This window comes from Streptomyces sp. NBC_00576 (assembly GCF_036345175.1).
Lineage (GTDB): Bacteria > Actinomycetota > Actinomycetes > Streptomycetales > Streptomycetaceae > Streptomyces.
In genome coordinates this window covers 10,534,157-10,559,090 of sequence record NZ_CP107780.1, presented here as the reverse complement: position 1 = coordinate 10,559,090, position 24,934 = coordinate 10,534,157, and the positions used below count along the sequence as shown (strand labels likewise).

Below are 24,934 nucleotides of genomic sequence, written 5' to 3'. Positions count from 1 at the left end.
TCAGCGTCCTCCAGGAGCGTCGGTGATGTCGGTCGGCCTTTCGAAGACGGCGGCCAGGCCCTGGCCGCCGCCGAGGCACATGGTCTCCAGGCCGTAGCGGGCCTGGCGTCGGTCCAGTTCGCGCAGCAGGGTGGCGAGGATGCGGCCGCCGGTGGCGCCGACGGGGTGGCCCAGCGAGATGCCGGAGCCGTTGACGTTGAACCGCTCGAAGTCGGTCTCGGTCAGGCCCCATTCGCGGGTGCAGGCCAGTACCTGGGCGGCGAAGGCCTCGTTGAGTTCGATCAGGTCGATGTCGGCGAGCTTCAGCCCGGCCCGCTCCAGGGCCCTGGCTGTGGCGGGCACCGGGCCGATGCCCATCGTCTCGGGCGGCACGCCGACGACGGCCCAGGAGACCAGGCGGCCCAGCGGGCGCAGCCCGAGTTCGGCGGCGCGTTCGGGGTGGGTCACGATGCAGAGGGCGGCGCCGTCGTTTTGTCCGCTGGCGTTGCCCGCCGTGACGGTCGCGTCCGGGTCCTGGCGACCGAGGACGGGACGTAGCTTTCCCAGTTTCTCCAACGAGGAGTCGGGGCGCGGGTGTTCGTCGGTGTCGACGACGCTCTCGCCCTTCCGCGTGCGTACGGTGACGGGCACGATCTCGTCGGCGAACCGGCCCTCCCGCTGGGCCGCGAGGGCCTTCTCGTGCGAGCGCAGAGCGAGTCGGTCCTGCTCCTCGCGGGGGATGGCGTACGCCCGGCGCAGGTTCTCGGCGGTCTCCAACATGCCCCCGGCGACGGGGTGGTTGACGCCTCCGGACGTGACGCGCCCGCGTGCCAGCCGGTCGTGCAGCGTGGTACCGGCGCCTCGCACTCCCCAGCGCACGTCGGTCGTATAGAACTCGGCCTGGCTCATGGACTCGACGCCCCCGGCCAGGACGAGGTCGCTCGCGCCGGTCTGCACCTGCATCGCCGCGGTGATGATCGCCTGGAGTCCCGAGCCGCAACGGCGGTCGATCTGGAGTCCCGGCACCTCCACGGGCAGTCCGGCGTCCAGGGCAGCGACGCGGCCGATGGCGGGGGCCTCGCCGTTGGGGTAGCACTGGCCCAGGAGTATGTCGTCGACCGCGGCGGGCGGTATTCCGGTTCTGTCCAGTACGGCGCGTACGAGCGTGGCGGCGAGCTCGGTCGCCGGCACATCGCGGAAGACGCCTCCGTAGCCACCGACGGGTGTACGCACGGGTTCGCAGATCACCGCGTCACGCAGGAGGGCGGGCATCAGGCTTGCCTTTCGTGAGGGGTCACATGTACCGGCCGCCGGTCACCTCGACCACGGCTCCGGTGACATAGCTGGCCAGGTCGGAGGCGAGGAAGAGGACCACCTGGGCGACCTCGGCGGGCTCGCCCGCGCGCCCCAGGGGGATCTCCGCGAGCTTGGCGTCCCAGGCGGCCGGGGGCATCGCCTCGGTCATGGCGGTGCGGATCAGGCCGGGCTGTACGGCGTTGACGCGGATGCCCGCCTTCGCGAGCTCCTTGGCCGAGGCCTTGGTGAGGCCGACGAGTCCGGCCTTGGCGGCGCTGTAGTTCGTCTGGCCGAAGTTGCCGACCTTGCCGGCGATGGAGGAGATGTTGACGATGCTGCCGCCGTGTCCGTGCGCGCGCATCGCCTCGGCGGCGTACCGGGTGCCGTTCCAGGCGCCGGTGAGATGGACGTCGACGACGGCACGGAAGTCGGCGAGGGCCATCTTGCGCAGGGTCGCGTCCCGGGTGATCCCGGCGTTGTTGACCATGACGCCGACCGGTCCGAAGGTGTCGGTGCAGTGGGCGACGAGGGCGGCGACCTCGTCCTCGTCGGTGACGTCGCAGCGCAGCGAGGTGGCGGCCACGCCAGTCCTGGCGAGGTGTTCGGCAGCCTGAGCCGCCGCGTCCTCGTTGATGTCGCCGAGCACGATTGACGCACCCTCGGCGCCCAGGACGCCGGCGATCTCGAAGCCGATGCCCTGTGCGCCACCGGTGATCACCGCGGCCCGGCCGTCCAGCAGTCCCATGTCAGCCCGCCCCTGGCTCGACGCTATTCCTCTCAAATAGATAACCTATTATGCTGAAACAATCAATACAGCGATGAGCTGTGTGAGCGGGGCCGGACGAGGAGAGAAGCCAGGTGGACATCAGTTATCCCCCGGAGGCCGAGGCGTTCCGCACCGAGGTCAGGGAGTTCCTCACCGAGACGCTGCCGCCGGACTGGAAGGGCATCGGCGCCCTCGACGAGGAGACGGCCTGGGCCTTCGCCCGGGACTGGCGCCGACTGCTCGCCGAGCGCCGGTACCTCTCCCTCACCTGGCCCGAGCAGTACGGCGGACGCGGCCTGTCCAAGCTCCATCAGGTCGTCCTGATGGAGGAACTCGCTCTGGCCGGTGTGCCGTTCGGGCTCCCGCAGGACACCTTCGGCGTGAAGATGCTGGCGAACACGCTGCTGCGGTGGGGCACGGAGGAGCAGAAGGCCCACTTCCTGCCCCGCATCCTCAGCGGTGAGGACACCTGGTGCCAGGGCTACTCGGAGCCGGACGCCGGTTCGGACCTGGCGTCGCTCACGACGCGTGCCGTACGGGACGGCGAGCAGTGGGTGATCGACGGCCAGAAGGTGTGGACCTCCGGCGCCCACCACAGCGACTGGATCTTCGTCCTGGCCCGTACGAACCGGGACGCGTCCAGGCACAGCGGTATTTCCTTCCTCCTCGTCCCGCTCGACCAGCCCGGCGTCGAGGTGCGGCCGTTCCGCATGATGAGCGGGCAACTGCACTTCAACGAGGTGTTCTTCAGCGGCGCCCGCACCCGCGCCGACCTCGTCGTCGGCGGAGTCGACAACGGCTGGACCGTCGCCCAGAGCCTGCTGGGTGTGGAGCGCGGGGAGGAGGCGGCGACGAATCCCGTCCTCTTCAAGGCGGAGGTCGAACGTCTCGTCGAGTTGGCCCGTCTGTACGGCAAGGACAACGACCCCGTCATCCGGCAGCGGATCGCCTGGTGCTGGTCCAAGGTCGAGATCATGCGCTACCTCGGCTACCGGATCCTCACCGGCTGGCTCAAGGGCGCCGAGCCGGGCCCCGAGTCGTCGATCGCCAAGCTGTTCTGGAGCGAGTACCACACCAAGGTCACCGACCTGGCGATGGACATCATGGGCCTGCACGGCCAGGTACCGGTCGGCAGGCCGCCCCTGCGCACCTACCGGACCGACGACCCGGGCGCCGCGAACTCCTCGGCGTCCTGGTCGACGACGTACCTCATCGCGCGCTCGGGCACCATCTACGCGGGGACCTCACAGGTGCAGCGGAACATCCTCGCGGAGAAGGTGCTGGGGCTGCCGCGCGAGCCGAGAGCCTGATCAACGGTCGCCGGCCACCGGTCGCCGTCAGCGCAGGGCCCCCTTGGTCGCGTCGGCGATGAACCCGCGTGCGAAGAAGGTGAACACCAGCACCAGCGGGATGACCGACAGCAGAACCCCTGCCATCACCATGCTGTAGTCGGTGGAGTGGCCGGCGTACAGCTGGGCCAGCGCCACCTGGAGGGTGAGGCGGTCGGGGTTCACCAGCATCACGAGCGGCAGGATGTAGTCGTTCCACGCGGCGATGAAGGTGTAGATGCCGAGGAACGCCAGGGCCGGGCGCACGCACGGCAGCACCACGTGCCAGTACAGCCGGAAGAAGCCGGCGCCCTCGATGCGGGCGGCGTCCAGCAGTTCGTCGGGGACGCTGGTGGTGGTGTACTGACGCATCCAGAAGATGCCGAAGGCGTTGGCGGCGGCCGGCACGATGAGCGCCTTGAGGGTGCCCAGCCAGCCCAGCTGCACCATGATCTCGTACTGCGGGATGATCGCCAGCTGGGTCGGCAGGAGGTACATCGACAGCAGCACGCCGAAGAAGAACTTCTTGCCGGGGAAGTCGTACTTGGCGAAGGCGAAGGCGGCCAGCGAGTCGAAGAACAGCACCAGGAGCGTCGTACAGACCGCGACGACCACCGTGTTGAACAGCGACCCGAAGAAGTCCATCCTGTCGAACAGGTGCTGGATGTTGGTCACCAGATTTCCGCCGAACCACAGCTTCGGCGGATAGCTGTAGATGTCCTGCGAGGTGTTCGTCGCCATGACGACGATCCAGTAGAACGGGAACACCGAGATGACCACGCCGAACATCAGGATGACATGGACGCTCAGCCCCCGGACGCGCTTGCGGTTCATGCCGTTCATGGCCGTCGCTCCTTACGCTGCACCAGACGCCAGTTGACGAGGACGATGAGCAGGATCAGCAGGAAGAAGGCCCAGACGATGGCGGCCCCGTAGCCGAAGTCGTTGTTGTCGAAGGCCTGGTGGTAGAAGTACAGCAACGTGGTCAGACCGGCCTGGCCCGGTCCGCCGGAGTTGGGGTTGGTGGCCGCCTCGCTGCCGAACAGCACCTGTGGTTCGGTGAAGCTCTGCAGACCGGTGACGGTGGAGACCACCACGGTGAACAGGATGATGGGCCGCAGCAGCGGGATCGTGATCGAGAAGAAGATCCGGGCCGGGCCGGCCCCGTCCATCCGGGCCGCCTCGTAGACCTCCGAGGGGATCGCCTGGAGGCCGGCCAGGTAGATGATCGCGTTGTAGCCGGTCCACTGCCAGGTCATCAACGCGGCGATCACCAGCTTGATCGTCCACTCGTTGCTCATCCACGGCACGGCCGACACGTGCAGCGACCTCAGGATGGCGTTGATCAGGCCGAAGTTGTTGCTGAAGATCGCGCCGAAGAAGATCGCGATGGCCACCAGCGAGGTGATGCTGGGGATGAAGAGGGCGACCCGGTAGAAGGCCGTGAGGCGCTTGGTGGAGTTCACCAGCACCGCGAGCACCAGCGCGAGGCAGAGCATGGGCACCGTGGACAGCACCCAGATGACCAGCGTGTTGCGGATGGACATCCAGAAGATCGGGTCGTCCCAGAGGAAGCGGAACTGCTGGAATCCGACGAAGTGCATGTCCCCGATGCCGTCCCACTTCTGGAACGCCAGGTACACGGTGTAGATCACCGGGAAGAGCATGAAGACCGAGAAGATCAAGTAATAGGGCGAGATGGCCAGGTACTGCGGCCAGTGCCTGGCGACCCGCCGTCGCGGCCCGGGCCGGGTCCCGGCCGACACCGGCCGGATCCGGCGGCCGGGCCGGCCCGGACCGCCGCGCGGGAGGTCCGGAGCCGGTCGGCGGGCGAGGCCGGTGTCGGGTCCGGAGGTCGGGCCGGTGGGCGCCGGGCCGGCTACCGGGGTTGACGACATGTCACTTCACTCCCTGGCGCTCGGCGATCTGCTTGGCCTGGCTCACCGCGTCCCTCCAGGCCTCGTCGGGGTCCTTGCCCTTGGCCTCGATGCTGGTCAGCTCACTGAAGAAGGGCGCGGAGACCGCCGCGTCGGCCGGCGCCTCGTAGGCCGTGGGGATCTTCTCGGCCGCCGGACCGAAGATCTCGATGGTCTTCTGGCCGCCGAAGAAGGCGTCGCCGCCGGTCAGCGCGGGCAGCTTGTACGCGGCCGGGGCGGTCGGGAACAGCGCGGCGTCGGTGAAGCCGCGGGCCTGGTTCTCCGGGCTGAGGATCCAGCTGATGATTTTGAAGGCCTCTTCGGGGTTGCCGCTGGTCGCGGGGATCGCCAGGAAGGACCCGCCGAGGTTGGACGGCCCTCCCGGCAGGCTCGCCACCCGCCAGTTGCCCTTGGTGCCCGGGGCGGCGTTGCTGATGTCCAGCGCGTGCCAGGCGGCGCCGATCTCGGTGCCCAGAGCGCCGTTGCTGATCGCGGCATTCCACGTGTTGTCGTTGATCTTGGCGTCGATGCCGAGGGTGTAGGGCTTCACGGCGGTGGTCCAGGCGGTGCGGATGTGGTCCTGGTCGCCGATGAACTTGTTGTCCTCGTCGATGAACCGCTGGGTGCCCTGGCCGATCATCATCGAGAAGACCGAGCCGATGTTGTTGATCAGGAAGGTCTTCGGGACCGCCTTGTGCAGTTCGACGCCCGCCTTGAAGTAGTCGTCCCACGTGGACAGTTCGGAGGAGACCTTGGCCGGGTCGGTGGGCAGCCCCGCCTTCGCGAAGAGGTCCTCGCGGTAGAAGGTGGCGCAGGGGCCGATGTCGATCGGGAAGCCGATGAGCTTGCCGTCCTGCGTGGTGGCCTGCTTCAGCTTCCACGACAGGTACTGCGGGACCAGTTTGTCCGCGCCGACGGTCTTCAGGTCGACGAAGCGGTCGGCGTTCGGCAGGAAGGAGGCGATGTCCTCGCCCTTGACACCGGTGATGTCCGGCGCGGACTGAGCGGCCCTGAGGCCGGTGAGCAGCTTGGTCTTGAAGTCGCCGCCGACCGTGGAGGTCTTGAGGCTGATGTCGGAGAAGTGCTTCTTGGCGTCCGCGACGACCTTGTCGCTCAGGCCGCCCGACCAGTACCAGAGGGCCAGGTTCTTGCTGTCCTTGCTGCCGCTCGATCCGGAGCCGCCGCCGCACGCAGCGGTGGCGCCGCCCGCGGCGGCCGTCAGTACGGCGGCCTGAAGGAATCGTCTGCGGGAAAGGTCCACGTTCTTCTCCTGGATTTCGGTGGGTTCGGCGTGTCCGGCATGTCCGGCAGGACCTGCGAGTCGTGGGCCGCGGCGGGGGCGCGGCAGAAGGCCGGGTGGCTGAAGAGCATCGGCGTGGGTGGGTAACCCTTCAGCCACCCGGGGTGTGCGACCTGGTCCTCTCAGACGGTGCCGACGCGTCCGTGACGGCGGTATATGCCGTACGTCCGCTTCGGCCGACCGGAGTGGGGTCCGGACCTGGGCTCCGAATTACGCAAGAGAGTGCACCCGGTGCGCGGGTTTGACAAGGGTCAAGCGAGTATCGAGACATTCATGCGCGACTTTGCTTGAGTTTGGAGAGTTCGCGAGTATGGTCTGCGCATGCTCCCTGACCGAAGACATCAGCTGATCCTGCGCTCCCTGCGCACGGACGGGCCCACGTCGGTGGTCGCCCTGGCCGAGAAGGTCGGGGCGAGTGAGGCCACGATCCGGCGCGACCTCGCACAACTGGAGGACGAGGGACTGCTCAAGAGGGTCTACGGCGGTGCCGCCCCCGTCGTGGGCGAGGACGACCCGTTCGCCGACGTGGCGGGCATCCGGGTCGAGGCGAAGGACGCCCTGGCCGCCTGGTGCGCAAACCTCGTCAGGGACGGCGAGACCGTGCTGCTCGACATCGGCACCACCGCTCACCGGGTGGCCCGCCAACTGCACGGCCGGTCCCTGACCGTGATCACCAGCAACCTGGCCGTCTACGAGGAACTCCAGGACGACAAGGACGTCCAGCTGATCCTGCTGGGCGGCGTGGTGCGGCGCGACTACCGTTCGCTGGTCGGTTTCCTCACCGAGGACAACCTGCGCCAGGTCCACGCCGACCGGCTGTTCCTCGGCACCAGCGGGGTCCGCCCCGACGGGCAGGTGCTGGACACCACCGCCGTCGAGGTGCCCGTCAAACGGGCGATGATCGCCGCCAGCGCCCAGGTGGTCCTGGTCGCGGACGCCGGAAAGTTTCCCGGCACCGGTATGGCCCGGGTGTGCGGTCCGGAGGAGCTCGACATCGTGGTGACCAACGCCCCGGGGGACGAGAAGACCTGCAATCGGCTGCGCGAGGCCGGAGTTGAGGTGATCGAAGTATGAGACTCACGATCCTGTCACTACTACTTCAGCCGCGAGTCGGTGCGCTCCGCGGGAGCCGCCGAGCAGACTCGGGGCGCCTTCCTCCACTCCCAGCAACAGCGTTTCTACGACTCCCTGGACGCCGCCGACGCCGCCCGGCCGGCACCTCGCGTCGCCTGGAACGCCTGGGACGCCACCCGGCTGGAGCGCGAGGTCACCTACATGGCCGAGAACCGCGACGCGGTCGGCCTGGGGGAACGTGACTCCTGCGATCTGGAGTCCGGCGGCTACGAGCAGGTGACCCTCACCCTGATGCGGGTCATCGCCCTGGACGAGCAAGCCACCCTCATCCTCAATGTCCGCAATCGCGGCAGGATCCCCGTCCTGGACGACGACGCCGTCATCGAGGTCCTGCCACGTGGACGGCAACGACGCCCACTCCATCGCCGGAGCCCCGCTGCCGGAGCACGGCACGGGTCTGGTGTGCTCGGTCAAGGCCGTCGAACGCGCGGTGATCCGGGCGGCCACCACCAGCGATCGCGCGCATGCCGTCAGGGCCCTGATCATCCACCCCCTGATCGACTCGTACGCCGTCGCGAGGCGTCTGCTGGACGCCTACCAGGGGCACTTCCCCGAGCTCGCCTTACCTGGGCCGCTGACGTTCGAGGGTCTCGAGCGGCGGGACCGGACGTGGCCCGGTCCCCGGGCGCCAGCCCGCGTCGAGCTTGCGCAGGCCCACCCCGTCCGGTGCCCAGATGTGGCAGCTGTTCAGCACGCCCGCGGTGGGGCTCGGGCCGACGGAGGGGTCACCCGCGTCACGGCGTCGTACGTAGGCGGAAAGGGACGCCTGCACGACCGCGGGGCCGAGCACCCGAGCCAGTTCGTACAGGTGGGTGCACCCGGAGATGCCCCGGAACCGCTCCTGGATCGCCCGGTTGTACCCGGCGGCGACGCCGAGACCGACCAGACCGTCGAAGACCGGTGTGATGAGCGGGCACTCGGCGTGCGGAAAGCGCCGCATGTCCGCTTCGGCGGCCACGATCACCATGTCCGAGAGGCGGACGCGCACCGCGAGCACCATCCGGTGCACGACGGCGGCCGACGGCTCGGCCCACGGGCGCTCGTCGCGCAGCTCCGCCTCGACCGAGATCTCGTCGCCGCCTTTCTCCGCGTAGGCGGTGACGGCGACGGTACGGCGGTGCAGTGGGAGTTCGGTGCGGGTCATGACGAGGTCTCCTCCAGCTCCGACAATTCCTCGCCGAGACCCGCGAACTCCGGCTGCCGGCGCTCGACGAAGCTGAGTACGCCCTCGCGGTAGTCGGGGGCGCGTTTCGCCGTGGCCAGGAGGGCGGCGGCGTGGTCGCGGCTCTCGGTGAAGGTCCTGGCCTGGTCGTCGGCGAGCTGCCGTTTGACGAGAGACATCGCGTACGGGCTGGCCGTGCGGGCCAGTTCGGTCGCGTACGCGAGCGCCGCCGGGAGGAGTTCCTCCGGCTCGGCCAGGCGGTTGACCAGGCCCATCGCCAGGGCCTCCGTGCCGGTGATCCGGCGTGAGGACAGCAGCAGATCGGCGGCGTTGCCGTAGCCGACCAGCCGGGGCAGGATCCAGGACACACCGTCCTCGGCGACCAGGCCACGTGCACTGAAAGCGGCGGCGAACTTGGCGCCCGGCACAGCGAACCGGACGTCGCACATCAGCGCCTGGTTGAACCCGATGCCCGCGCAGGCGCCGTTGACGGCCGCTACGACGGGCTTCGGGAAGGACATGGGACGGGTGCGCGGCGGCAGTCGGTCCGTCGGCCACGGGCGGGCGCCGGAGGACGCCCCGTCCAGCACGCTCATGTCCATCCCCGGACAGAAGCTGCGTCCGGCGCCGGTGAGCACCACGGCCCGGACCTGTGGGTCCTTCTCGGCCCGGTCGAACAGCTCGTTGTAGAGCAGTTCCATCTCCAGCGTCCAGGCGTTGTGCCGCTCGGGCCGGTTCAGCGTGAGCAGCATGACCCCGTCGTCGGTGAGCTCGGTGAGGATCACCGGGGTCGGATTCTCGGTCATCGAGGCGGCTCCCACGGGCCCGTTGGCCTTACAGCCAAGCTTTATAGCTAGATGAATCATCTATATACCACCGACGGTCCGGACACCAGACCTGTTGCCGCGAAGAGAAGATCATCCAACCCTTGACCTGGTATCCTCGATGCACTAAGACGATTCATTTTGCTATATCCCCGAGAAGGAGTTCGCATCGTGGCCGAGGCAGCCCGTGCAGCAGTAACGGCGACCGCGCCCGCCCCGTCCCGCAACCGCGTCGGACGCCAGGTGCGGGTACCGAAGACCGCCGAGCTGGTCGCCGCGCATCTGCGCCGCCAGATCGTCCGGGGCGAGCTGAACCCCGGCGACGCGCTGCCGCCGGAGTCGGGCCTGATGGAGCAGTTCGGGATCTCGCGGCCGACCCTGCGCGAAGCGTTTCGCGTACTGGAGTCGGAGTCTCTGATCACGGTGCGCCGCGGTGCCCACGGCGGCGCCCGGGTGAGCGCGCCGGACTCGGATGTCGCCGCCCGCTACGCCGGCCTGATCCTCGAGTACCGCGGCGCCACGCTCGGCGACATCTACCGCGCGGCGGCCCTCATCGAGCCGCCCTGCGCCCGCCAGCTCGCCACCAAGCACACCGCGGACGACATCACGCGACTGCGTGACGCCGTGGCCGCCGAGAAGGCCGCTCTGGACGACCCGCTCTCCCTGGTCGACGCGCAGGACGCCTTCCACGCGCTCCTGATCGAACTCACCGGCAACCAGACCCTGATCCTGTTGTGCAGCATGCTCCGCAACATCATCGACCGGGCCAACGCCGCGTACACCGTGGGCGCCACCGACGCCAAGGCCCAGAAGACCCAGGCCCTCAAGGGACACCGCGCGCACGTGCGCCTGGTCGGGCTGATCGAGTCCGGCAAGGCGGACGAGGCCGAGAAGCTCTGGCAGCGGCACATCTCCAGCGCCGACGACGTCGTCAACGCCGCCGGGCCCAAGACGGTCCTGGAGCTCATCGACTGACCCGTTCGACCCGCCTTCAGTCGTCATTCCGGGCCCACCCCTTGCCTCCTGGAAACAGTTAGATAATTATAGGAGGCGTACTGAATAGATCCTTGGGGCCCGGAGGCGACGGCCATGGCCGAACAGCGTAAACGCATCTTCGACTGCGACCAGCACATGTACGAGGAGCGGGACTCCTTCACCCGCTACCTCCCGAAGGAGTTCCTCGGTTCGGCAGTCGCACCGGTGACGCTGCCGGACGGACGGGAGGTGATCCTCGCCGGGGACCGCATCGTCGTATGCCTGGAACCGGAGTTCGGGCAGGTCTACCGTCCCGGTTCACTGAAGGAGATGCTCAAGGCGATGGCCTCGGGCAATCCGGAGGAGACCTACCAATTCGAGCCGATGCACGAGTCGTACCAGAACCGCGACGCCCGGCTGCGGGTCATGGACGAGCAGGGCCTGGACCAGACGATCATGTACCCGGGCGGCTGGGCACTGGTCGCCGAGGAGTACGTGAAGGGCGTCGAACCGCTCTACGCCAACTACCACTCGTTCAACCGGTACATGAACGAGGTGTGGGGCTTCAACCACCAGAACCGCATCTACGCCCCCGCCCTGCTCTCGCTGCGTGATCTGCCCAGCGCTGTCAAGGAGTTGGAGTACGTTCTGGAGCAGGGCGCCCGCTTCATCCTGCTGCCCACCGGACCCGTGTACGGCCGCTCGCCGGGCGACCCGTACTTCGACCCGTTCTGGAAGCTGGTCAACGAGGCCAAGGCGAGCGTTTGTTACCACATCAGCGAGTTCTACTACAACTCGCAGGTGGCACCCTCCTGGGGCTACGACCCCCACCCCATCCACTTCCGGATGTCGGCCTGGCAGTGGCAGAACACCTACGGACAGCGCCCCATCGAGGAGACGCTGTCCGCGCTGATCTTCGACAATCTCTTCGGCCGCTTCCCCGACATCAACGTCCTGGTGTCCGAGTTCGGCGCCGAGTGGGTGCCGCACTTCGTGCGCCACATGGACAAGAGCCGCGGCATGGGCCGCAACGGCCCCTGGCTCGGCGGGCAGTTGGACGAGCGCCCCAGCCAGGTCTTCCGCAAGCACATCCGCGTGGTGCCCTACCCCGAGGACGACACCGTGAGCCTCGTCAAGCGTCTCGGCTACCACGAGTCCATCGTCATGGGCTCCGACTTCCCGCACGCGGAGGGCCTGGCCGACCCGGCCGGCTTCCGCAAGCTCATCTCGGAACTCGACGAGTCCGTCCAGGACGACATCATGTACAACAACGCTCAGCAGCTGATCAGCCGCTGAGCGTCGCACCCCCGCCTGGCGGTGGGCCCGGTCAACCGACCAGGCCCGCCGCCAGGTTCGCGATGTCGGAGAGCAGGGCAGTCCCGCGCGGTGAGTGGTCGTAGCCTGCGAGCGGGTAGCCGTTACTCAGGCAGGCGAAGGACAGGCCCGACTCCGGGTCCATGAAACCCAGTTGATAGGCGGCTCCGGCGCTCCCGAAAAGGGCGGTCGAACCGGTGGACGGCAGGTTGCTGCCCGCGTCAGGTCCGGCCACGGTGACGAACAGCCCCATGCTGGTACGGCGGTTGCCGCCACCGCCGTAGATCTGCTCGCCGTACGGATGCTCCGTGAAACGGATCCGGGTGCCCTCCGCCGCCGCGCCCGGTTTCCACAGGCCCGAGTGCTCCAGCGCCTGGAAGTACAGCGCGACGTCGGCTGCGGTGGCGACCAGGGCGTGGCTGGGCTCTCCGGCCGCCAGCACCCTCGGATCGGACAGGTACCACGGCCCCCACGGATCGGGTTCCTGCTCGTCACTCGTGCGGTCGATGGCGAGCATCGGGGCGACCGTGCCGGGCTGACGGTCCACCGGGACCCCGAGCTCGATCGACGGCAGCCCCAGCGGACCCGCGACCTTCTCGTGCAGATAGTCGGCGAAGGGCAGACCCGTGCGCCGCTCGACGATCTCGGCGATCAGCCAGGCGGCCGAGGTGAGGTGGTACTGGAAGCGGCTGCCCGGCGGGTAGTCCAGCCGCCAGCGGCCGAACGCCGCGAGGCGCTGCTCGCGGTCCAGCATCTTGGGGTGGCCGAGCGGCGCGAAGGGGAAGCCGGCGGTGTGCGTGAGCACCTGCTCGACCGTCACCGTCTCCTTACCGTTCGGCGTGAACTCCGGGATGATCGCAGCGACTTGCTCGTCCACGTCCAGCAGTCCCTCGCCGATCAGCTTCCACACCACGCCCGCGACGATCGACCGTCCGACGGACTGCAGCACATAGCGGGTGTCGGGGCGTGCGTCACCGTAGGTCTCGAAAGCCAGCAGACGGCCGCCCCTCGCGACGGCGACCTGCGCGGAAGGCAGGGGGCCGTGTTCGACCTCCCGGCGGATCCGGCGCAGGAGCGTGTCGAGTCGCTCCGGATCCACTTCGTCGGCGTGGTCAGGCACTTGTTCCTCCTTCTTACGGCTCCCACAGCCGACGGCGTACGACCTTGCCGTTCGCGTTGCGCGGCAGATCGTCCACGAACCACCAGCGGACGGGGACCTTGAACCCGGACAGCCGGGCGCGGGTGTAGTGCCGGAGCGTCTCCGGCTCCGGCGGGGCGGCGGGATCGGCCGGCACGACGAAGGCGACGACCGTCTGGCCGAGTCGCTCGTCCGGAACTCCGGTGACCGCCGCGTCCGCCACACCGGGATGCGCGGCCAGGATCGTCTCCACCTCCAGCGGGTGGACGTTCTCACCACCGCGGATGATCATGTCGGTGCGTCGGCCGAGGAGATAGAGATAGCCGTCCTCCGCCATGCGCCCGAGGTCACCGCTGTGCAGCCAGCCTTCGGCGTCGATCCTGAAGAAATGGTCGGCGCGGGCATGGATCTCACCGATGCCGTCCGGGCCGGCCGCGTGGACCTTTACCTCGACGCCGGGGGCAGGCCGCCCCACCGACCGCAGCAGCTCGGTGCGTCCCGCGACCGCCTCCCGGTGGTCTTCGGGAGTGAGCACGCTGATCGGTGAGCCCTCGGTCTGGCCGAACATGTTGAGCATGCGGACGCCGGGCATCGCCTCGTACGTCCGGCGCAGGGTGCCTGGGCGGACGGGCGCGCCGCCGTACTGGAGGGTGCGCAGGGTTTCGTGGCGGGCCTGTCCGGCGGCCAGCAGGGTCTCCAGCATCGCCGGGACCATGCTGGTGTGCGTGGTCCCGAGGTCTCGCAGCAGGGCCCAGCCCTCGACGGTGAAGCGGGGCAGACCGGTGACCAGGGCGCCCGCGGCGAGGGCGACGGCGATGTTACCGAGGCCGGCGATGTGGTGGAAGGGCGCGCTCCCGCCGTAGAAGCTGTCGGGGGCGAGTGCGCACAATCGGCCGTTGACGCGTGCTCGGGCGGCCAGGCGTCGTTGGGTCATGGGGACGGGTTTGGGCAGTCCGGTGGTCCCGGAGGTGTGGAGGACCGCAGCGAGTTCATCGGGTGCTGCTGTCAACTCCCGTGTACTGCTGTGCAGTTCGGGAACCAGGGCGACCCGTCGGCCGGACAGTTCGGCGACCTGCCTGCCGAGGTCGGCGAACTCGGGCTGCGCCAGCAGGACTTGGGCGCGTGTCTCCTTGACCACCGCCGCGATCTCGTACGCAGTCATCCGGACGCCGAGCGGCGCAAGCGGATGCCCGGACCCGGCGCCGCCGATCACCAGCGCGAGCGCGTCGGCGGAGGTGGCGGCCAACGCCGGGACCGGGGTGCCGGGTTCAAGGCCGAGCGTGTCCAGCCAGTCGGCCGCGCCGGCCGCCCGGTCGAGGAGTTCGTGTCCGGTCCAGGTCAGGTCGCCGAACCGGACGGCAGGGCGGACATGGTCGTAGGCGCGGCTCACCATGGCGGTCCAGGTGGCCGCCTGCACCCCTTCCTGCGTGGCGGCCATGCGCTCAGGGCTCCAGGCGGGCTGCAGCGGTGCCGGTGACCACCTCGGCGCCGTCCTGGTTGAGGGTGCGCAGCACGAAGTGGGCGACCGGGCCCGTCGGCATGTCCTCGATCGACTCGACGGTGGCCGTGGCGGTGAGGGTGTCGCCGGGCCAGACCTGGGCCTTGAAGCGCACGCCGAAGCGGAGCAGCGACTCGGTGCCGACCCAGTCGGTGAGGACCCGGCCGGTCATGCCCATCGTCAGCATCCCGTGGGCGAAGACTCCGGGGTATCCGGCTGCCTCGACGGCGAACCTTTCGTCGGTGTGCAGCGGGTTGAAGTCTCCCGACGCGCCCGCGTACTGCACGATCCGGGTGCGCTTGAGGTCGTCCACGAGGATGCTCTCGCGGGTCTCGCCGACCTTGATGTCGTTTGTGGTCAGGCTCATCGGGCGTCGTCCTTCCGGGTGGCGGGGCCCTCGGGTACGACGGCGACGGTCTTGGCGCTGACCACCGGTTCGCCGTCCGCGTCCCGGTACTCGGTGATGCGTTCGCTGAAGAGCAGACGGCCGCTGCGGCCCTGCTTCTCCCAGCTGCGGCCGAAGGCGGAGTGCGCGTAGAGGGTCTCGCCGGCGCGCACCGGGCGGTGGTACTCGAAGTGCTGCTCGGCGTGCAGACCGCCGGCACCCTCGGCCATCTCTCCGGGACCTGCGCCGGACCCGAACCACTCCTCACCGGGCTTGGGCCTCAGGTGGTAGTCGGGGTCGTAGTGAGCGCTCGCCATGGTGAAGGTGGGCGGTGCGAGCGGGGTCTCGCCGTGATAGGCGGGGTTCTCGTCGCCGATGGCTCGGGCGAACATCATGATGTGCCCGGCCTCTACGGGGAACGGCTGCCCTGTCATGTTCGTGTGCTCCTCGGTCAGTACGGCAGGAACGCGTCGCGGGTGGCCTCGTCCGGGTCGAAGTCCGGCGGGAGTCCGTCGAACTTCGGCTCCCGCTTCTCCACGAAGCTCGCCACGCCTTCGCGGAAGTCCGGCGAGCCCGCGAAGAACTCCATGGCGGAGTAGGAGCGGGCGAGGGCGTCGGTGAAGGTGCGGTCGAGGTCGCCGTACACCTGGTGGCGTATGACGGCCATGGCGCGCGGCGAGCAGTTGCGGGCGATGTCCCGGGCGTAGGCGCGGGCGGCGTCGAGCAGGTTCTCCGGTTCCACGACGCGGCTGACGAGCCCGAGATCCTTCGCCTCGTCGGCGTCGAAGACACGGCCGGACAGCAGCAGGTCGAGCGCGTTCTCCAGGCCGATGACGCGCGGCAGCACGTACGGCAGGTTGTACTCGCCGGCCAGGCCGCGACGGGTGAAGGCGGTGGTGAAGCGGGCGCCGCGGGCGGCGAAGCGGACATCGCAGATGAGTGCCTGGACCAGGCCGATGCCCGCGCAGGCGCCGTTGACGGCGGCGATCATCGGCTTGGGCATGTCGCGCCTGCTGTACATGGGCACGCGGGCCTGGAGGTTGAGGGACTGGCCGGGCTGGGCGTTCTGCTCCAGGCGCTGGACGTCCATCCCGGGACAGAAGGCCCGGCCCGCGCCCGTGACGACCACGGCACGGACGGCCGGATCGTGCGCGGCCTCGTCCAGGAGCGCGAAGAAGCGGCGCTCCATGCAGAGGCTCCACGCGTTCTTGCGCTCGGGCCGGTTGAGGGTGACGGTGGCGACGCCGTCCTCGTCGACCTCGTACAGCACCAGGTCCAGGTCCTGTGGCGGGACCACGGGCTCTTCGGGCATCACGTCACTCCTCGTCCAGTGGTTCGATGGGGTCGCCGACGCCAGGCCGCTCCCCGGAGATGGTCACCACCACCTGCCCCCGCGCGCAGATACGGCCGTCGGTCAGCACGTCGACATCGGCGAAGTGCAGCCTGCCCCCGCGCCGCACGCAGCGTGCGTAGGCGACGGCGTTGCGGCCTCGGGCGGGCGCGAGGAACTGCACCGACATCGACACGGTGCTGAGCCGACTCCCCTTCGTGAAGTCGTGCCCGGCGATGACAGCCCCGGCGCCCGCGGTGTCGATGAGCGCCGAGACGACCCCGCCGTGGAAGACGCCCTCGTGGGCGGAGAGGGACTCTGCGTAGGGAAGCTCGATCTCGACGGCGTCCGGATCCCAGCGCGTCACTCGGATGCCGCACAGGCGGTTGAAGGCGACCCCGCGCTCCCAGCGAGCCCTGAACCACGTACGGCGTTCACGCTGCTCCTGGTCGGTGAGGGTCCTCGCCGCGACGGTCATCAGCACGCCCTCCGGTCTCGGCCTGTCAGCCGATCGATATAGTTACATGAATCAGCTAGTTGGGGCAATCATACGGACCCAACGGGAGCGGTGGATGTATTATTTATCTAACTCATTCTACTGTTCGCCGCACAGGGAGGCGCTTCGATGCCGTCGACCGCACTGGCCGGGATCCGTGTCCTCGATCTGTCCCGCATCCTCGCCGCGCCGCTGGCCACCCAGATGCTGGCCGACCTGGGCGCCGAGGTGATCAAGGTCGAGCGGCCCGGAACGGGGGACGACTCACGCACGTACGGCCCGCCCTTCGCGCCCGGGCCCGAGGGCGACCGGACGGACACCGCCGCCTTCTACCTCGCCTGCAACCGCAACAAGCAGTCGGTCACCGTCAACCACTCCACCGCCGAGGGGCAGGAACTGATCCGCGCGCTCGCCGCCCGGTCGGACGTGCTGGTCGAGAACTTCCGGGCGGGGACGCTGGCGAAGTACGGGCTCGACCAGGAGAGCCTGCGGGAGCTCAACCCGCGGCTGGTGTACCTGTCGGTGACCGGCTTCGGGCAGACCGGGCCGTACGCCGGGCGCCCGGGCTACGACGGTATCTTCCAGGCCATGTCCGGGATGATGAGCGTCTCCGGACACCCCGGGGAACCGATGAAGGTCGGCGTCAGCATGGTCGACATCCTCACGGGGCTGTACGCCTCCACAGCCGTGCTGGCGGCCCTGCGGCACCGGGACGCGACCGGCGAGGGCCAGTACATCGACCTGTCCCTGCTGGACTGCGGTCTGGCCTCGCTGTCGCACTTCGCGATGAACTACCTGGTCTCCGGCGAGGTTCCGCAGCGGCGCGGCAACGGCGGGTACGGCGGGATTCCGTCCCAGGCGTTCCAGTGCGCGGACAAGCCGATCTTCCTCGTCGCGGGCAACGACAAGCAGTTCGCGGCGTTCTGTGCGGCGGCCGGCCGCACCGACCTGCTCCAGGACCCGCGGTTCGCCACGACGTCCGCGCGGATCACGTATCGCGAGGCGATTCTGCCGGTGCTGGCGGCGGTGCTGCGCACTCGGACACGGGACGAATGGCTCGCCGTACTGGACGAACACGACGTCCCTGCGGGCCCGTTCAACGAGCTGCCCGAGGTTTTCGCCGACCCGCAGATACAGCATCGGGGGATGCTGGTCGAGGTCGAGGACCCGATGTCGGGGCGGTTGCCGATGCTCGCGAATCCGATCCGGTTGACGGGGACTCCCGTCGAGGGGTACGCCGCGCCGCCCGCGCTGGGCGAGCACACGGCCGAGGTCCTGGGCAGGCTGGCGGGGGTGACGGAGGAGCAGCTGCGGGGGTTGCGGGGGCGGGGGGTTGTGTGAGGTGGGGTGGGGCGGGATTCTCGCCCCCGCCGCCCCTACCCGTCCCATCCTGAACCTGGGGGCTGCGCCCCCAGACCCCCCTTCGCGCTGAACGCGCTCGTCCTCAAACGCCGGACGGGCTGAAAATGCGGGGGTTCGGGGGCAGCGCCCCCGAGGCCCCACACCGCCTCAGCCGAGCAGCGTTCGCCCGCCCTCCAGCATCAGTGTCGCCCCCGTCAGGTACGCCATGTCATCGCTGACGAGCGCCGCCACCGCGCGGCCGATGTCTGTCTCCGGGTCGCCCATCCGACCCAGCGGGATGCCGGCGAGCACGCTCTCGGCCTTCTCCGGGTGATCCGCGAAGAACGCCTCCGCCGCCGGGCTCAGCGCCGCCGGGCAGACGACGTTCACCCGGATCCCGTACGCCCCCCACTCCCGCGCGGCCACCTTCGTCAGCCCCCGGACCGCCTCCTTGGCCATCGCGTACGCCGCGAAGGTCACCTCGCCCTGTATCGCGGCCGACGAACCGAGGTTCACCACACTGCCGCGACTCGCCTTCAGGTGCGGCAGGGCCGCCTGCATCGCGTGGAACGCGGCCAACGGTCCACTGCGGTAGGTGAGTTCGACGTCGTCGTACGTCGTCTGTTCCAGTCGGCGCTGGACCGAGGACTGGGCGTTGTTGACGAGTACGTCCAGGCGGCCGAACTCCCGTACCGTCTCGGCCACCATGCGGTCGACGTCGTCCCGCTCCCCCACATCTCCGACAACGGTGTGCGCCCGTCCGCCGCGCTCGGTGATCTCGTCGGCCGTGTCCTTCAGCTTGTTCTCGGTGCGGCCGGTGATCACCACAAAGGCGCCCGCGGCGGCCAGCGCGAGCGCGATGCCGCGCCCCACTCCCTGCCCTCCCCCGGTGACCAGCGCCGTCTTCCCGGACAACCGTGCCATCACGTCTCCTTCCAGAAGGGTGCCCAGGAGGGGAAGGCCTCGGGCAGCGCCGGTTCTCCTGATCCCTCCCAGCTGTTGAAGCCCACCGTCTGGGGGCGCTCCGTCACGTCCGCCGCATACCAGTGCTGTTCACGGCGCCGCGAGAAGTACCACTCGCCGTCCACGCGCGCGTACTCGTCCCGGTAGCAGATCGCCATCACGATCCACCGGTCCCCCACCTCGTGCTCGGCCCTGCAGTAGACCGCGCCGGTCGCCGTTTCACGGCCGGTGAACTCGATGCGGTGACCGCAGATCTGGTGGACGGAGCGGTGGAAGCCGCGCACCAGGGGATCGATGTGCCGGCGCAGGACCTGTCGGCCGCGGCCATGACGTCCCATGTCCACGTCGGGGCGGAAGCAGCCGACCCAGGCGTCGAGATCCCTGGCATCGACGGCGAGCGCGTAGCGGATGGGCAGTTGCTGGATCGCCAGTTGCGACTCGATGCGGTCGAGGCGCTCCTCGACGGACGTCATGGGCGGGGCTCCTTCGGTAGACCGAGGAACTGCTCACCGATGATGTTGCGCTGGATCTCGCTCGACCCGCCGTAGATCGTCTCCGCGAGCGAGAGCAGGAAGGAGCGCTGCCGGGTGTCCAGGCCGTAGTTCTCGCCGACGATCTGCCCGGCGGGTCCCGCCAACTCCATGGCCAGATAGCCGAGTTGCTGGTGCCGGGTCGAGGCGTACAGCTTCGCGGTCGTGGCCTGCGCGCCCGGAGTCCGGCCGGTGGTCAGTTCGGCGAGGGTCCGCAGGTTGGTGGTGCGCATGATGCGTACGGAGATCCAGGCGTCCACGATCCGCCGGCGCAGCATGGGGTCGTCGAGCGCGCCCCGTTCCCTGGCCAGGTCGATCAGCGACTCCGCCTCCCGCTCGAAGGTGAGCTGCTGGGGAAGCAGCGTGGTGCCGCGTTCGATGCCGAGGGTGGCCATCGCGGTGCGCCAGCCCTGGCCGACCTCGCCCACGACCATGTCGGCTCCGGTGCGTGCGTCGGAGAGGAACACCTCGGCGAACTCGTCCTGGCCGGCGAGGTTGCGGATGGGGCGGATCTCCACGCCCGGCTGGTCCGTGGGCAGGAGCAGCAGGGTCAGGCCCTTGTGGCGCACGGATTGCGGGTCGGTGCGGGTGAGGACGTACAGCCAGTCCGCGTGGACGCCGAAGGAGGTCCACACCTTCTGTCCGCTGACCACCCACTCCTCACCCTCGCGTTCCGCCCGGGTGCGGACCGAGGCGAGGTCGGAGCCGGCGCCGGGTTCGCTGAAGCCCTGGCCCCAGAGTTCCCCGACGGCGAGGATCGGCGGCAGGAAGCGTTTCTTCTGTGCCTCGCTGCCCATCTGGAGCAGCATCGGGCCGAGCAGGTCGAGGGCGTTGACTGTGGCCCGGTAGGGGGCATTCGCGCGGGCGTACTCGTACTCGAAGACGATCTCCTCCAGGAGTCCGAGCCCCCTGCCCCCGTACTCCTGCGGCCAGCCGACGCCCAGCCACCGCCCGGCGGACAACTCGCAGTCCCAGGCGAGGCGGACCTCCCAGGCCGCGCCGTCGGTGGGGCCGCCCACGCCGCGGTGCTCGGCGAACTCGCCCACGAGGTGTGCGGCGAGCCAGTCCCGCAGTTCGTCGCGGAAGTCGCGTACCGCGGGCCCGAAGTCCAGTTCCATGTCTGCTTCTCCCCTTCTCTGTGGGTTCTTCTCTGTGGGGTTTCAGATGCCGAGTCGGGTGGCGAGCAGTTCCCGGTGGTACGACGGTGTGCCGAGCAGCACCTCGCAGCTCTTGGCCCGCTTGAGGTACAGGTGTGCGGGGTGCTCCCAGGTGAAGCCGATCCCGCCGTGGACCTGGATGTTGTCGCCTGCCACTCTGGTGAACGCCTCCGAGCAGAAGGTCTGTGCGAGGGCCGCCGCGACAGCGATCTCTCTCTCGTCGCCCGCGTCCAGCGCCCACAGTCCGCCGTACGCGGCCGAGCGGGCCGACTCGATCTCCATGAGCATGTCGGCGCACTTGTGCTTGATCCCCTGGAACGAGCCGATGGGCCGTCCGTACTGCTCGCGGAGCTTCGCGTACTCCACGGCTGCGTCCAGCGCTGCCGAGGCTCCCCCGACCTGTTCGGCGGCCAGCAGGACGGAGGCGGTGGCGAGGGTGCGTGCGAGGCCCGGCCATGCCGTGCCCTCGGCGCCGAGCAGACGGGCCGGGGTGCCCGCGAACTCCAGCCTGGTCTGTTTGCGGGTCTGGTCGAGAGTGGGGAGGGGGGTGCGGGTGAGGCCCGGCGCGTCGGCGGCCGCGACGGCGAAGAGGCTGATGCCGGAGGGGGTTCGGGCGGCGACCAGGAGCAGGTCGGCGAGGTGTCCGTCGGGGACGTATGTCTTCGCGCCGGTCAGCTGCCATCCGTCCGCCGTCTCGCGTGCGGTGAGCCGGATGCCCTGCTCGTCCCAGCGGCCGCTCTCCTCGGTGAGCGCGAGGGTGGCCACGGTTTCGCCCGACGTTATCCCCGGCAGCAGATCGGTACGGGCGGCCTCGTCGTCGCAGCGCAGCAGCGCCTCGGCGGCCAGGGCGACGGTGGCGAAGTACGGCCCGCACAGCAGCGCGCGGCCCGCCTCCTCGAAGACGATGCCGAGGTCGACGTAGCCGAAGCCGGAACCGCCGTACTCCTCCGGTACGGCGAGCCCCTGCAGCCCGAGTTGGCCGGCCATTCGCCGCCAGACGACGGGGTCGTGGCCCCGCTCATCGGCGGCCAGGCGGCGCACCTCCGCCTCGTCGGAGTGCTTGGCGAGGAACGACCGTACGACCTTGCGCAGTTCGTCCTGTTCCTCGCTGAAGGTGAGATCCATGCCGGGCTTCCCGTCCTCGCCGCAATGTTCCTCGGTGCGATGTTCCTCGGTGCGATGTCACGTGCGGCCTGCTTGCCGCCCACCCCTCGATACAGTTAGATAATTATAGTATCCACACTGAATGCACCAGGAGCGCGACGTGACCGATATCTACGCCCCGTTCACGAGCCTGACCTTCGAGCGGCCCGCGCCCGGCGTGCTCCGTATCGTGCTCGACGCCCCGAACCTCAACGCAGTGGACCCTCGGATGCACGGCGAACTGGCCGACATCTGGCCGGTCGTCGACCGGGACGAGCAGACCCGGGCGGTGCTGGTCCAGGGGGCGGGCAGGGCGTTCTCGGCGGGCGGCACCTTCGACTCCATCGAGGCCATGACCGAGGACTACGCGGTGCGCGCCCGGGTGATGCGCGAGGCCCGGGACATGGTCTACGGCGTGCTCAACTGTGCCAAGCCGGTGGTCTCCGCGATCCACGGCCCGGCGGTCGGTGCGGGGCTGGTCATCGGCATGCTGGCGGACATCTCCATTGCCGCCCGTACGGCGAAGATCGTCGACGGGCACACACGCCTCGGGGTCGCGGCCGGTGACCACGCCGCCATCTGCTGGCCGTTGCTGTGCGGCATGGCAAAGGCCAAGTACTACCTGCTCACCTGCGAGACGCTCACCGGCGAGGAGGCCGAGCGGATCGGGCTGGTGTCGAAGTGCGTGGACGACGAGAACGTCCACGCCGAGGCCCTGCGCGTGGCAACCGTCCTGGCGGCCGGGCCGGTCAGCGCCATCAGCTGGACCAAGCGGTCCCTCAACCACTGGTACCGCACCGCGCAGCCGATTTTCGAGGCCTCGCTCGGGCTGGAGTTCTTCGGGTTCGGGGGACATGAAGTCGTCGAGGGGCTGGCGGCTCACCGCGACAAACGCACCCCGGACTTCGAGGGCATCGCCGACAAGCACCCGCTCGACCTGTGACCACCTGTGACCACCCATGACCGCCGTACGAGAGGAACCGATCATGTCGCCGGAGCAGACCACCACTGAAGTCCGCCCGCTGGTACAGGGGTTGACCTACGAGGAGATGCCGGTGGGCCAGGTCTTCCGGACCGCCCGCCGCACGGTCACGGAGACCGATCTCGTCAACTTCGTCACCTGGGGCGGCTTCAACGAGCCCCTCTTCTGGGACTCCTCGCACGCCGCGGACGGCGGCTACACCGGGCGACTGGTCCCGGGGGCCCTGACGTACTGCATCGCCGAGGGGCTCGTCCTGCAGACGAACGTGCTGCACGGCACGGGCCTCGCCTTCCTGCACATGGAGCTCACGGTCCAGGAGCCGGTGTACGTCGGCGACACCCTGTACGCCGTTGTCGAGACCACGGACTGCCGGCCCTCCAGCAAGCCCGGCCGGGGCGTGGTGACCAGCCGGATCACCGTACGCAACCAGCGGGACGAGGACGTGCTCGTCTACACCCCGGTCCGGCTGATCCGCGGCCAGGACTACGAGGCCCCGGCGCCCTGACCCCGGGACTCGGCCGGCACCAGCCGCAGACCGGCCGCGCGGCCCGCTTCGCGTACGGCCACGTCTGCGAAGGCGCCCCGGTGCAGCCAGTCGGCGGGCATCGGGGGGCACGGCTCGGGCTCGTGGTCCGGGACCGCCATCGCGTACAGGCGGGTGTAGCGGAACTTGGCCTCCAGGTTGTCGAGGACCGACCAGTACTCGTAGCCGCACACGTCCACCCCGGCCGCGACAAGTCCCGCCAGCCAGGAGAGCCGGGCGCGCAGCAGGGCCCGGCGCCGGGTGTCGTCGCTGTGTCCTGTGCCGTCGACGAGGTCCAGGTCGCCCATGCCGTTGTCCACGACGGACAGCGGCGGCAGCAGCTCCCCGTACAGCTCGTACAGGCCGGCGACGGCGTCGGCGAGCCCTTCGGGGATGATCGGCCAGCCGAAAGCGGTGGTCTCCACGTCCTCGAAGGGGACGATCGCGAAGCCGAGGCCCACGAGGACGCGGTTGACCGCGTTGAGGGCGCTCTGGCAGTTCGCGGTCCGCAGCACGCGGGGCAGGTTCTCCGGGGCGGTGACGCGGAACGGGGTGTGCCAGGACAGGCACAGCAGGTCCTGTTCGGTGGCGATGACCTCCAGGTCACCGGGGCGTACGCAGCCGGTGGCCGCCACCGGTGAGACGTCGTCCTCGGTCACCATGTGCTCGCCGAGCAGCAGGGGGTCGAGGAAGAGGCGGTTGGTCCAGCTCTCCAGTCGCTCCAGGGCGAGGCGGTCATAGGGATCGTCGGTGGCCGCGTAGCCGCCGACGAGGGTGACCGTGGTGCCGATCCGGCCGCTTGCGCCGGAGGCCCTGAGGGCCTGGGTCGCGAGGGCGTTGGCGAGCAGGATGTGGTGGACCGCGGGCAGCCCGGCCCGGCCGGCGCCACGGCCCGGTGAGTACATTCCGGCCACGTGGTCCGCGAGCGTGGGACCGGCCAGATCGGTCGAGGTGATCCAGCGTTCCACCCGGTCACCAAAGCGCCGGCCCAGCTCGGCAGCGTACTCGGCGAAGCGTTCGGCGGTTTCGCGGGCGAGCCAGCCTCCTGCCGAGTCCAGCCATGGCGGCAGTGAGCGGTCGAAGAGAGTGAGGCTCGGACGCGTCCCGTGCGCGAGCAGCGCGTCGAGGGCGCGGTCGCAGCGGTCCAGGGCAGCCTGGTCCCAGCTGCCGGGGCCGTCGGGCTGGAGCTGCGGCCATCCGGCGACCATGCGGTGCGTGTCCGCGGCGACGCCGGTCAGTTGCCGGATGTCGTCCGTCCACTGCCGGAAGTGCCCGCCGCGCTCGGGCGGGGGCGGCGGCACAGCCGCGATGGTGTCAGCGGTGGCGACTCCCCAGTCGACACGACGGAGGGATTCATGCAGGAAACCATCACTCATGGTTACCGTCCAGCGGTGAAATGGTTTAGCGCATTCAGCTGAATGGCCGCCCGCCGGACGCTAACACTTCGAGGAAAC

25 protein-coding genes and 1 pseudogene are annotated in these 24,934 nt (G+C 69.4%); 8 read left to right on the top strand and 18 right to left on the bottom strand.

All coding sequences use genetic code 11. The annotated features are described in order from the left end of the window. Together OG734_RS46025 and fabG are read right to left on the bottom strand one after the other, a co-directional pair. On the bottom strand, positions 1 to 1,251 hold the full coding sequence (locus tag OG734_RS46025; protein WP_330293342.1) for an acetyl-CoA C-acetyltransferase: 1,251 nt from the start codon (positions 1,249 to 1,251) through the stop codon (positions 1 to 3). Positions 1,252 to 1,273: 22 nt separating this feature from the next. After that, positions 1,274 to 2,020 (bottom strand): 3-oxoacyl-ACP reductase FabG, encoded by a 747-nt coding sequence (fabG, locus tag OG734_RS46020; RefSeq protein ID WP_330293341.1) that lies wholly within the window; start codon positions 2,018 to 2,020, stop codon positions 1,274 to 1,276. Between the two features lie 113 nt (positions 2,021 to 2,133). Between fabG and OG734_RS46015 the strand changes: the two genes are divergently transcribed. After that, positions 2,134 to 3,351 carry an acyl-CoA dehydrogenase family protein gene (locus tag OG734_RS46015; RefSeq protein WP_330293340.1) on the top strand — a complete coding sequence of 406 codons (1,218 nt, stop codon included), beginning with the start codon at positions 2,134 to 2,136 and terminating at the stop codon, positions 3,349 to 3,351. Positions 3,352 to 3,378: 27 nt separating this feature from the next. Here OG734_RS46015 and OG734_RS46010 read toward each other — a convergent pair whose 3' ends face one another. The 3 genes from OG734_RS46010 to OG734_RS46000 are packed head-to-tail and all read right to left on the bottom strand — an operon-like array spanning position 3,379 to position 6,546. Further along, complete coding sequence (locus OG734_RS46010; RefSeq protein ID WP_330293339.1) at positions 3,379 to 4,212, bottom strand: carbohydrate ABC transporter permease; 834 nt, start codon at positions 4,210 to 4,212, stop codon at positions 3,379 to 3,381. Next, positions 4,209 to 5,267, bottom strand: coding sequence for a carbohydrate ABC transporter permease (locus OG734_RS46005; RefSeq protein WP_330293338.1), 1,059 nt, complete (start codon positions 5,265 to 5,267; stop codon positions 4,209 to 4,211). Before OG734_RS46005 ends, OG734_RS46010 begins: the two co-directional genes overlap by 4 nt. Before the next feature lies 1 nt (position 5,268). Continuing rightward, positions 5,269 to 6,546 (bottom strand): extracellular solute-binding protein, encoded by a 1,278-nt coding sequence (locus OG734_RS46000; RefSeq protein ID WP_330293337.1) that lies wholly within the window; start codon positions 6,544 to 6,546, stop codon positions 5,269 to 5,271. A gap of 360 nt (positions 6,547 to 6,906) precedes the next feature. Here OG734_RS46000 and OG734_RS45995 point away from each other — a divergent pair, with 360 nt between their 5' ends. Together OG734_RS45995 and OG734_RS45990 are read left to right on the top strand one after the other, a co-directional pair. Continuing rightward, positions 6,907 to 7,659: a DeoR/GlpR family DNA-binding transcription regulator gene (locus tag OG734_RS45995; protein ID WP_330293336.1), complete on the top strand. Its 753-nt coding sequence runs from the start codon at positions 6,907 to 6,909 to the stop codon at positions 7,657 to 7,659. 15 nt (positions 7,660 to 7,674) lie between these two features. Next, a pseudogene (locus tag OG734_RS45990) lies at positions 7,675 to 8,281 on the top strand (6-phospho-beta-glucosidase); the annotation flags it as partial. Here the strand turns inward: OG734_RS45990 and OG734_RS45985 are convergent. Both OG734_RS45985 and OG734_RS45980 read right to left on the bottom strand, forming a co-directional pair. After that, a complete protein-coding gene (locus OG734_RS45985; RefSeq protein ID WP_330293335.1) occupies positions 8,282 to 8,863 on the bottom strand; it encodes a DUF2889 domain-containing protein in 582 nt (193 codons plus the stop codon). After that, positions 8,860 to 9,687 (bottom strand): enoyl-CoA hydratase-related protein, encoded by an 828-nt coding sequence (locus OG734_RS45980; protein ID WP_330293334.1) that lies wholly within the window; start codon positions 9,685 to 9,687, stop codon positions 8,860 to 8,862. Before OG734_RS45980 ends, OG734_RS45985 begins: the two co-directional genes overlap by 4 nt. A 189-nt stretch (positions 9,688 to 9,876) precedes the next feature. Here OG734_RS45980 and OG734_RS45975 point away from each other — a divergent pair, with 189 nt between their 5' ends. Further along, positions 9,877 to 10,680: a FadR/GntR family transcriptional regulator gene (locus tag OG734_RS45975; protein ID WP_330293333.1), complete on the top strand. Its 804-nt coding sequence runs from the start codon at positions 9,877 to 9,879 to the stop codon at positions 10,678 to 10,680. Between the two features lie 114 nt (positions 10,681 to 10,794). Further along, on the top strand, positions 10,795 to 11,976 hold the full coding sequence (locus tag OG734_RS45970) for an amidohydrolase family protein (RefSeq protein WP_330293332.1): 1,182 nt from the start codon (positions 10,795 to 10,797) through the stop codon (positions 11,974 to 11,976). A 31-nt stretch (positions 11,977 to 12,007) separates the two neighbouring features. On the opposite strand, the gene OG734_RS45965 is transcribed toward OG734_RS45970, so the two are convergent. The 6 genes from OG734_RS45965 to OG734_RS45940 are packed head-to-tail and all read right to left on the bottom strand — an operon-like array spanning position 12,008 to position 16,823. Next, complete coding sequence (locus OG734_RS45965; RefSeq protein WP_330293331.1) at positions 12,008 to 13,114, bottom strand: serine hydrolase domain-containing protein; 1,107 nt, start codon at positions 13,112 to 13,114, stop codon at positions 12,008 to 12,010. A 13-nt stretch (positions 13,115 to 13,127) separates the two neighbouring features. After that, positions 13,128 to 14,570 carry a class I adenylate-forming enzyme family protein gene (locus OG734_RS45960; RefSeq protein WP_330293330.1) on the bottom strand — a complete coding sequence of 481 codons (1,443 nt, stop codon included), beginning with the start codon at positions 14,568 to 14,570 and terminating at the stop codon, positions 13,128 to 13,130. Positions 14,571 to 14,574: 4 nt separating this feature from the next. After that, positions 14,575 to 14,997, bottom strand: a complete 423-nt coding sequence (locus OG734_RS45955) for a MaoC/PaaZ C-terminal domain-containing protein (protein ID WP_330293329.1) — start codon at positions 14,995 to 14,997, stop codon at positions 14,575 to 14,577. After that, on the bottom strand, positions 14,994 to 15,449 hold the full coding sequence (locus OG734_RS45950) for an FAS1-like dehydratase domain-containing protein (RefSeq protein ID WP_330293328.1): 456 nt from the start codon (positions 15,447 to 15,449) through the stop codon (positions 14,994 to 14,996). The genes OG734_RS45955 and OG734_RS45950 overlap by 4 nt, the downstream gene beginning before the upstream one ends. A gap of 17 nt (positions 15,450 to 15,466) precedes the next feature. Further along, a complete protein-coding gene (locus OG734_RS45945) occupies positions 15,467 to 16,327 on the bottom strand; it encodes an enoyl-CoA hydratase-related protein (RefSeq protein ID WP_330293327.1) in 861 nt (286 codons plus the stop codon). Positions 16,328 to 16,331: 4 nt separating this feature from the next. Then, positions 16,332 to 16,823, bottom strand: coding sequence for a PaaI family thioesterase (locus OG734_RS45940; RefSeq protein ID WP_330293326.1), 492 nt, complete (start codon positions 16,821 to 16,823; stop codon positions 16,332 to 16,334). A 147-nt stretch (positions 16,824 to 16,970) separates the two neighbouring features. Here OG734_RS45940 and OG734_RS45935 point away from each other — a divergent pair, with 147 nt between their 5' ends. Continuing rightward, positions 16,971 to 18,182: a CaiB/BaiF CoA transferase family protein gene (locus tag OG734_RS45935; RefSeq protein WP_330293325.1), complete on the top strand. Its 1,212-nt coding sequence runs from the start codon at positions 16,971 to 16,973 to the stop codon at positions 18,180 to 18,182. A 168-nt stretch (positions 18,183 to 18,350) separates the two neighbouring features. Here OG734_RS45935 and OG734_RS45930 read toward each other — a convergent pair whose 3' ends face one another. The 4 genes from OG734_RS45930 to OG734_RS45915 are packed head-to-tail and all read right to left on the bottom strand — an operon-like array spanning position 18,351 to position 21,957. Further along, positions 18,351 to 19,106 carry an SDR family NAD(P)-dependent oxidoreductase gene (locus tag OG734_RS45930; protein WP_330293324.1) on the bottom strand — a complete coding sequence of 252 codons (756 nt, stop codon included), beginning with the start codon at positions 19,104 to 19,106 and terminating at the stop codon, positions 18,351 to 18,353. Beyond that, positions 19,106 to 19,618, bottom strand: a complete 513-nt coding sequence (locus tag OG734_RS45925) for a nuclear transport factor 2 family protein (RefSeq protein ID WP_330293323.1) — start codon at positions 19,616 to 19,618, stop codon at positions 19,106 to 19,108. The genes OG734_RS45930 and OG734_RS45925 overlap by 1 nt, the downstream gene beginning before the upstream one ends. Next, the gene (locus OG734_RS45920; protein ID WP_330293322.1) at positions 19,615 to 20,793 is read right to left on the bottom strand and encodes an acyl-CoA dehydrogenase family protein; all 1,179 of its coding nucleotides are present in this window, start codon (positions 20,791 to 20,793) and stop codon (positions 19,615 to 19,617) included. The genes OG734_RS45925 and OG734_RS45920 overlap by 4 nt, the downstream gene beginning before the upstream one ends. Positions 20,794 to 20,835: 42 nt before the next feature. Continuing rightward, positions 20,836 to 21,957 carry an acyl-CoA dehydrogenase family protein gene (locus OG734_RS45915; RefSeq protein ID WP_330293321.1) on the bottom strand — a complete coding sequence of 374 codons (1,122 nt, stop codon included), beginning with the start codon at positions 21,955 to 21,957 and terminating at the stop codon, positions 20,836 to 20,838. A gap of 139 nt (positions 21,958 to 22,096) precedes the next feature. Here OG734_RS45915 and OG734_RS45910 point away from each other — a divergent pair, with 139 nt between their 5' ends. Then, positions 22,097 to 22,918, top strand: coding sequence for an enoyl-CoA hydratase/isomerase family protein (locus OG734_RS45910; RefSeq protein WP_330293320.1), 822 nt, complete (start codon positions 22,097 to 22,099; stop codon positions 22,916 to 22,918). A gap of 43 nt (positions 22,919 to 22,961) precedes the next feature. Further along, positions 22,962 to 23,462, top strand: a complete 501-nt coding sequence (locus OG734_RS45905; RefSeq protein ID WP_330293319.1) for an FAS1-like dehydratase domain-containing protein — start codon at positions 22,962 to 22,964, stop codon at positions 23,460 to 23,462. Here the strand turns inward: OG734_RS45905 and OG734_RS45900 are convergent. Beyond that, the gene (locus OG734_RS45900) at positions 23,441 to 24,856 is read right to left on the bottom strand and encodes a glycoside hydrolase family 1 protein (RefSeq protein ID WP_330293318.1); all 1,416 of its coding nucleotides are present in this window, start codon (positions 24,854 to 24,856) and stop codon (positions 23,441 to 23,443) included. The genes OG734_RS45905 and OG734_RS45900 overlap by 22 nt on opposite strands. Between the last annotated feature and the right edge of the window lie 78 nt (positions 24,857 to 24,934).

Coding starts and splice junctions, on each gene's coding strand:
- fabG (WP_330293341.1), bottom strand. CDS start 2,020: ATGGGACTGCTGGACGGCCGGGCCGCGGTGATCACCGGTGGCGCACAG.
- OG734_RS45925 (WP_330293323.1), bottom strand. CDS start 19,618: ATGACGTCCGTCGAGGAGCGCCTCGACCGCATCGAGTCGCAACTGGCG.
- OG734_RS45920 (WP_330293322.1), bottom strand. CDS start 20,793: ATGGAACTGGACTTCGGGCCCGCGGTACGCGACTTCCGCGACGAACTG.
- OG734_RS45960 (WP_330293330.1), bottom strand. CDS start 14,570: ATGGCCGCCACGCAGGAAGGGGTGCAGGCGGCCACCTGGACCGCCATG.
- OG734_RS45945 (WP_330293327.1), bottom strand. CDS start 16,327: ATGCCCGAAGAGCCCGTGGTCCCGCCACAGGACCTGGACCTGGTGCTG.
- OG734_RS45985 (WP_330293335.1), bottom strand. CDS start 8,863: ATGACCCGCACCGAACTCCCACTGCACCGCCGTACCGTCGCCGTCACC.
- OG734_RS45915 (WP_330293321.1), bottom strand. CDS start 21,957: ATGGATCTCACCTTCAGCGAGGAACAGGACGAACTGCGCAAGGTCGTA.
- OG734_RS45970 (WP_330293332.1), top strand. CDS start 10,795: ATGGCCGAACAGCGTAAACGCATCTTCGACTGCGACCAGCACATGTAC.
- OG734_RS45980 (WP_330293334.1), bottom strand. CDS start 9,687: ATGACCGAGAATCCGACCCCGGTGATCCTCACCGAGCTCACCGACGAC.
- OG734_RS45950 (WP_330293328.1), bottom strand. CDS start 15,449: ATGACAGGGCAGCCGTTCCCCGTAGAGGCCGGGCACATCATGATGTTC.
- OG734_RS45940 (WP_330293326.1), bottom strand. CDS start 16,823: ATGACCGTCGCGGCGAGGACCCTCACCGACCAGGAGCAGCGTGAACGC.
- OG734_RS45935 (WP_330293325.1), top strand. CDS start 16,971: ATGCCGTCGACCGCACTGGCCGGGATCCGTGTCCTCGATCTGTCCCGC.
- OG734_RS45905 (WP_330293319.1), top strand. CDS start 22,962: ATGTCGCCGGAGCAGACCACCACTGAAGTCCGCCCGCTGGTACAGGGG.
- OG734_RS45930 (WP_330293324.1), bottom strand. CDS start 19,106: ATGGCACGGTTGTCCGGGAAGACGGCGCTGGTCACCGGGGGAGGGCAG.
- OG734_RS46025 (WP_330293342.1), bottom strand. CDS start 1,251: ATGCCCGCCCTCCTGCGTGACGCGGTGATCTGCGAACCCGTGCGTACA.
- OG734_RS46010 (WP_330293339.1), bottom strand. CDS start 4,212: ATGAACGGCATGAACCGCAAGCGCGTCCGGGGGCTGAGCGTCCATGTC.
- OG734_RS45900 (WP_330293318.1), bottom strand. CDS start 24,856: ATGAGTGATGGTTTCCTGCATGAATCCCTCCGTCGTGTCGACTGGGGA.
- OG734_RS46005 (WP_330293338.1), bottom strand. CDS start 5,267: ATGTCGTCAACCCCGGTAGCCGGCCCGGCGCCCACCGGCCCGACCTCC.
- OG734_RS45995 (WP_330293336.1), top strand. CDS start 6,907: ATGCTCCCTGACCGAAGACATCAGCTGATCCTGCGCTCCCTGCGCACG.
- OG734_RS45955 (WP_330293329.1), bottom strand. CDS start 14,997: ATGAGCCTGACCACAAACGACATCAAGGTCGGCGAGACCCGCGAGAGC.